Origin of the sequence: Streptomyces sp. A012304, assembly GCF_026008495.1 — a bacterium.
GTDB lineage: Bacteria > Actinomycetota > Actinomycetes > Streptomycetales > Streptomycetaceae > Streptomyces.
In genome coordinates this window covers 22,519-28,718 of record NZ_BQUN01000050.1, presented here as the reverse complement: position 1 = coordinate 28,718, position 6,200 = coordinate 22,519, and the positions used below count along the sequence as shown (strand labels likewise).

General features: G+C 74.7%; 5 protein-coding genes. 3 read left to right on the top strand and 2 right to left on the bottom strand.

Annotated features, from left to right (window positions below):
• Positions 1-252: 252 nt before the first annotated feature.
• A complete protein-coding gene (locus tag ALMP_RS11650; protein WP_264926785.1) occupies positions 253-705 on the bottom strand; it encodes a hypothetical protein in 453 nt (150 codons plus the stop codon).
• Positions 706-835: 130 nt separating this feature from the next.
• On the opposite strand from ALMP_RS11650, the gene ALMP_RS11645 reads away from it, so the two are divergent.
• Positions 836-2,047 (top strand): PP2C family protein-serine/threonine phosphatase, encoded by a 1,212-nt coding sequence (locus tag ALMP_RS11645; protein ID WP_264926782.1) that lies wholly within the window; start codon positions 836-838, stop codon positions 2,045-2,047.
• A 65-nt stretch (positions 2,048-2,112) separates the two neighbouring features.
• Positions 2,113-3,426: a hypothetical protein gene (locus ALMP_RS11640; RefSeq protein ID WP_264926779.1), complete on the top strand. Its 1,314-nt coding sequence runs from the start codon at positions 2,113-2,115 to the stop codon at positions 3,424-3,426.
• Positions 3,427-3,514: 88 nt separating this feature from the next.
• On the opposite strand, the gene ALMP_RS11635 is transcribed toward ALMP_RS11640, so the two are convergent.
• Positions 3,515-4,345 carry an NPP1 family protein gene (locus ALMP_RS11635; RefSeq protein ID WP_264926776.1) on the bottom strand — a complete coding sequence of 277 codons (831 nt, stop codon included), beginning with the start codon at positions 4,343-4,345 and terminating at the stop codon, positions 3,515-3,517.
• 503 nt (positions 4,346-4,848) lie between these two features.
• Here ALMP_RS11635 and ALMP_RS11625 point away from each other — a divergent pair.
• Entirely contained in the window at positions 4,849-6,192 is a 1,344-nt protein-coding gene (locus ALMP_RS11625) for a transcriptional regulator (RefSeq protein ID WP_264926771.1), read from the top strand.
• The last annotated feature ends 8 nt before the right edge of the window (positions 6,193-6,200 follow it).

Below are 6,200 nucleotides of genomic sequence, written 5' to 3'. Positions count from 1 at the left end.
TCGCGGGGCAGGGGGGGGGGGGGGGGGGGGGGGAGCCGTGGTCGGCCATCCGGGTGGTCACGGAGGGTCACCGTCCCCGCCCCCGCCCGGAGCTGGGCATTCCGCTCTCAGGCGGCTCTCCGGTGGAGGGTTCACCCGAACGGGTGTCTCATGGATGAGTGGAGGGATGAGGGATGGCGTGGGCCCCGGCGAGCGATCGCCGGGGCCCACGCGCGCCCACAGCCGGCGCGCGCCGGCTGTGGGGTGTCGCGCCTACCGGACTCGGTGTCCGGCCGCGTCCTCGTGCGTGTAGTAGCGGTAGAAGGCGACCGCGAAGACGCCCGCCCCGACCACCACCCCCTGGCCCGCGGAGTACAGCACGCTCGACCCGCTCTGGTTGACCAGGAAACCGATCGCGCAGCCGGTGAACGCCGCCCACAGCAGGGCGTGCCTCTCGCGCTTCAGCCGCGGCGCCACGGCCCGCACGGCGACGTACAGCACCGCGAACACCAGCGCGGTCACGAAGCCGAACAGGATGTTCCAGCCGGTGATGGGCCCGCCGGAGCGGCGGTTGGCCGCGGCCCAGTAGCCGTAGACCAGCCCGAGCACCACGGGCAGCGCCCACGTCGCGATCCGGTGGGCGCGCGGGCCGAAGACATCGGGTGTCGGGGAAGGGGTCGGGGTCCGTGCGCCCGGCGCGGGTGACACGGGTGCCGCGTGTGCCATGACAGCACTCCTCTCTCTCCTCGCCCCCGCCTACCAGGGCACACCTGGGCAGGGCCGGTGGCAAGTCGGCTGCCGGGAACCACCCGGCCGCCCGGATGCGGCGCCCGCCGCCGCGTGCTTCGCTGAAGCGGTGAGCGACCGAGGGCGCCGGGGGCTGCTCGACCGCTACCCGCGCGCGGCGCGCCGGGACGTCCTGCAACGCCACCAGCTCCTGCGGATCCGCGGCCGCAGCGTCACCTGGCTGGTGCCGCTGGTGATGCTCGTCGCGATCGCCCTCGCCGACTTCCACACCACCGGCGACTTCCGGATCGTCTCCTGGTGCGTGTTCGTCTCCGCGATCGCCTCCGCGCTGTGCGGGGTGTGGACGACGGCCCTGTTCGCGGTGCTCGCGCTCGTCACGTACGTCGCGACGGACGCCGCCTGGCCGGACCAGTACCGGGCGGGCCCGGCCGACTTCGTGCTCGTCCTCGTCGGCGGTGTCCTGTCCGTCGTCGCCGCGGACCTGCGGGTGCGCGGCGAGCGGCGGATGCTGCACATGCGGCACATCGCGGAGACCACGCGCCGGACCGTGCTGCGCCCGCTGCCGCCGGGCTGGGGCGGCCTCGACCACGCGGCCGTGTACCTCGCCGCCGACGCCGACGCCCGCGTGGGCGGCGACTTCTACGACATCCAGCCCGGCCCGCACGGCACCCGCGTCCTCCTGGGGGACGTCCAGGGCAAGGGCCTGGGCGCGGTGGAGGCGGCGGCCGCGCTGCTCGGCACCTTCCGGGAGGCCGCGTACCACGAGGCGGACCTCGCGACCGTCGCCGGCCGGCTGGAGACCCGGATGCGGCGCCACCGCGGGCACACCGTCGCCCTCGGACGGGACGACGGCGACCGGTTCGCCACCGCCGTCCTGCTCGGCTTCCCCGAGGGGCGGCGCGGGGCGGTGGACGTCGTCGGCTTCGGCCACGAGCCGCCGCTCGCCGTCGGACCGGCCGGCGTACGGCCGCTGCCGCACGGCGACGGGCTCCCCCTCGGCCTCGGGGACCTCGCCGCCGACGGCCCCCCGCCGGTGCTGCGCGCCCCGCTGGCGCCCGACGAGACGCTGCTGCTCGTCACCGACGGCGTCACCGAGGCCCGCGACCGAGCGGGCGCCTTCTACCCGCTCGCCGACGACCTCGCGCGGGCCGTCGCCCGCGACCCGCGCACCGCCGACCCCGACCGTCTCGTCGCCTACGTCCGCGACCGCACCCTGCGCCACTGCGGCGGCCACCTCGCGGACGACACCACGGTCTTCGCGGTCCGGCCGACGGCGGCGGAGGCCGACGAAGGCCCCGTACGGGGACGTTTGCGTTCCTGAGGCCTACCTCCGCGGCGGCAGCGGTTACGGTGCTGAGGTAATTGATCGACAGGGGGGAGGGGACGATGCCCGGAACCGTGCTGCTGCTCGCGGCCTCACCCGGGGGCAAGGGGTGCCTGGTGGACGCGGCCTCGGTGCTCCCCGTGCTCGCGGCCGTGCCGCCCGCGGTGCTGGCCGGCACCGAGACCGCGAACGTCGTCGAACTCGCCGATCCGCTGGAGCCGCAGGCCGTCCTCACCCGGCTGCGGGCCGCCGCGGCCGCGCCCGGGCCGCTGACGCTGTTCGTCACCGGCCAGCTCCAGCTCGACCGCCGTCAGCGGCTGCCGCACCTCGCGCTGGCCCGTACGACGCCGGCGACCGTCCGCTACACGGCGTTCCCCTGGCACTGGTTCCGGGAGGAGCTGCGGCTGCGGGCCGCCGGGTCGACGACGGTACTGCTCGATCTGCACGCGGACGCGGAGACCTGGGGGTGGCTGCGGGGCAGGGTCCTGGACTGCGGTCCGACGGCCGCCGTGCACGGGCGGATCGCGCCGCCGCGAGGGCGTCGCAGGGTGGCCGCGCCGACGTACATGCGGGCGGTCGCGACGGTCCTGCGCAGCGGTGGGCGGCCCGAGCCGGAACAACTGCACCAGATGGCGCTGGCCCGGATCGCGGGGGAGGGCGAGACGGGTGACGCCGTCCTGTCCACGGGTCCACACCCGTACCCACGCCAGGAACCACTCCCCACGTCCCCGCTGCCGCCCCGGGAGCCCCGGACCGCTTCCCCGGCGGGGACTCGGGAAGGTCTGGCCGGGTCTCCGTCGGCGTCCCAGGAGAATCCGGCCGGTCCCCCGGCGGCGGCCCCTCGGCCGGTGTCGGAGGGTTCCCCGGTGGGGGCTCCCCGGCCCGCCCCGGCCGGTCCCCCGGTGGCGGCTTCCGGGGAGGCGCCGCCAGGTGACCCGCACGTGTCGTCGTCAGGTGACCCGCACGCCGCCATCAGTACCGCTGTGCAGTCCGGTGACCATTCCAGCGCGGATGCTCTCGCCGCTCGGCTGGAGGAGGCTGCCGTGGCCGCGCACGGGGCCGGGTCGGAGCAGGCGCTGCACTGGACCGAGGTGCGGGCCGACCTGGCGATGCTCGCGGGCGACGCCGAGCGCAGCTGCCGTACCTGGATGGCGGTGGCCGCCTCGCGGCTGGCCGTCGGGCAGGCGGCCGACGCGCCGGCCGTGGAGGCGGCCGTGGACCGGGCCCACCACCAGTGGGGCCGGATCACCGACGCGGCCCGTGCCCGGGACCTCGGTCCGGCCCTGGCCGATCTGCGCGGCCGGGTGCCGGGCCGCCGCGAGGGCGCCCTGGACCACGTCCGGCAGCAGCTGCGGCAGCTCCAGACCCACGGCTAGCCGGCCCGAGGCGGAGCGGCCACCGGCGGTGACGGGGGGAGTGGCCGCCGGTGGCCGCTGCTCGGGGTGGCTCGGTCAGAGCTCGGTGTCAGAGCGCGGTGCTCGGGTTGAACGAGGGGATGGCGTTCGGCACGGCCGCGTTCACGCTGTCCTTGGCCCGGGTCAGGGTGGTCTTGAAGTGGTTGCCGTAGTCCTGGAGGGGGAAGTTGGCGCCCTCCCCGGGGATCCAGTTCCAGTCCTTGTTCCACAGGGCGTTGAAGGCCGTGGGGTTGCTGGCCCTGAGCTTGTCCATGGCGACCAGGGTCGGGCGGTCCCAGCCGCCGTCGGCCCAGGCTTCCGCCTGCTCGCCGGTCTTGGCGAAGCGCATCGCGTGGGTCGTCCAGCCGTCCAGGTGGTAGACGATCTTGGCGCGGTTGCCGGACCGCTCGATCGAGCCGAACTTCTTGGTGCTGTAGCCGCCGTGCGCGGAGACGGACACGTAGGAGGGCGCCTCGCTGCCGCGCTTCTGCCAGACGACGACGGCCTCCCAGTCGTGGGTGTGGCCGCCGATGGGCCCCTGGTCCTTCTCGAAGTACAGGGCGTACACGTACGCGCACCAGGTCGGGTCGCACGCGGAGCGGACGTAGGTGTTGGCGCGGCCCATGTACCGGCAGTCGCCGCCGTAGTCGCCGACCGGCCGCAGGCCGCCGTTGAGCCATCCGCTCGGGTCGACGGCGGACGACGGGTAGCAGCCGTCGTGGTCGTAGTCGAAGTACGGCTGGTACTTGTCCTGGAAGGCGGAGGCCTGCCAGGGCAGCGGGGCGGGGGCGGCGGCGAGGGCGCTGCCCGCCAGGCCGACGGTGAGGGCGGCGGCGGTGCCGGCCACGACCGTGGCCTTGCCGAGGCGGGACATCGTTCTGCGCATGACTGCCTGGGGCATGGGACTGTTCTCCGGTGGCTGCGAGTGCGGGACGGTGCGCCACCGAGACTGGCACTCACCGGGTTGATCGACACCCCCTTTCACCAGGGGAATCAATCAATTCGCCGCGGTTTCGCCGTTCGGACACGCTGTACCCGCCCGTCATCCACGCTCCGTATGAAGGCAGTCGTCGGGCCGGGCGCCGGACGTTCCGTCGGCGCTGGACGGGTGGGCGGGGGCGGCGTGGGCGGGGACCGCGTTGGCCGCGGTGACGAGGGCCGCTATGGCGACGACGGCGGCGGCGAGGGCTCTGGCGTACCGACGGGAAGAGTGTCCGCAGGGTGCGGATGCGCGACCGGGCACGGCAACCTCACAAACGTCGGCGACTTCGGCGGACAAAAAGCGACTTCTGCCACGGCTGCTGGCGTCAACCGTGTATTAAGCGTTGTTAATTCGATGTTTAACTTAGGGGTTGCGCGAGCCGAACGGCAAGGGCCCCAAGGGGAGTTGGGGTGGGTCGGGGCGTGGGAGAGCGGGACGAGCCGGAGGTCATCGGGCGCCGGGTGCAGCGGCTGCGGACCGAACGCGGCCTGACCCAGCGGCAGTTGGCCGAACCGACGTACACCCCCGCCTACGTCTCCACCCTGGAGGCCGGCCGGGTGCGGCCCTCCGACGAGGCGCTCAAACACATCGCGCGGCGCCTCGGTGTGGACTTCGAGGAGCTGGCCACCGGCCGCTCCGCCCGCCTGGTCACCGACCTCAGGCTGCGCCTCACCGAGGCCCGGCGCGTCCTCGCCACCGGTCAGGCGCGGGACGCGGCACACCAGTACGCGCGGCTCCTCGCGGAGGCCGAGGAACACGGGCTCGTCGAGGAGGAGGCCACCGCCCTGCTCGGCCTCGGGGAGTGCGGCCTGGAGACCGGTGACCTGGAGACGGCCCGCCGCCACTTCGAGCGCGCCGAGTCCTGCCTCGCGAACACCCCGCTCACCGCCCGCGTCCCCGCCCTGCGCGGACGAGCCGTGTCCCACTACCTCGCGGGTGAACTCCGCTACGCCGTCTACCTGCTGGAATCCACCCTCGACGAACTCAACCGGGGCGGCCTGCACGACCCCGACGCGCTGCTCATCCTGTACGCCTCCGTCATCGGCCCCTACATGGACATGGGCGCCCAGGCCCGCGCCGCCCAGGCCGCCGAGTTCGCCCTCGCCCTCGCGCCCCAGGTCCAGGACCCCGCCCTGGTCGCCCGGATGCACCGCTCCGTCGCCCGCACCCTCCTCGCCGAGGGCCGCCTCGCGGAGGCCGACACCTCCCTCGCCAAGGCCGCCGAGCTCTACCGTCAGCTCCAGCTGCGCACCGAACTCGCCAACTGCCACTGGATGCGCGGCTACGTCTACGCCCAGAACGGCCAACTGGAGCACGCCGAGGCCGAGTTGAGGCAGGCGCAGCAGATGCTCGCCGACCGGAGCGCCACCCTCTACAGCAGCCAGGTCGCCGTCGAACTGGCCGACGTCCTGCACCGCAGGGGAAAGTCCGCCCAGGCCGCGGAACTGTTGCACGGCGTGCTCGGCGACCTCTCCCCGGAGCGCGGCGCCGTGCACTCCGCCGGCGCCCACCGGCTCCTGGGCATCATCGCCGAGGACACCCGCGACACCGAGGCCGCCGAGGAGCACTACGTCCGTGCCCTCAGTCTCCTGGAGCGCGCCGGCGCCGCCGGAGACCTCGCCGACCTGTGCCGCCTCCTCGGTGACCTGCTGCGCCGCACGGGCCGCGTGGAGGCCGCCCTCGACGCCTACCGCACGGGCCTCGCCCCCCGCACCGCCCCGGGCACCACCACCCTCGGCCCGGCCCCCGCCCAGCCGCCGCTCTAGCACCGGAC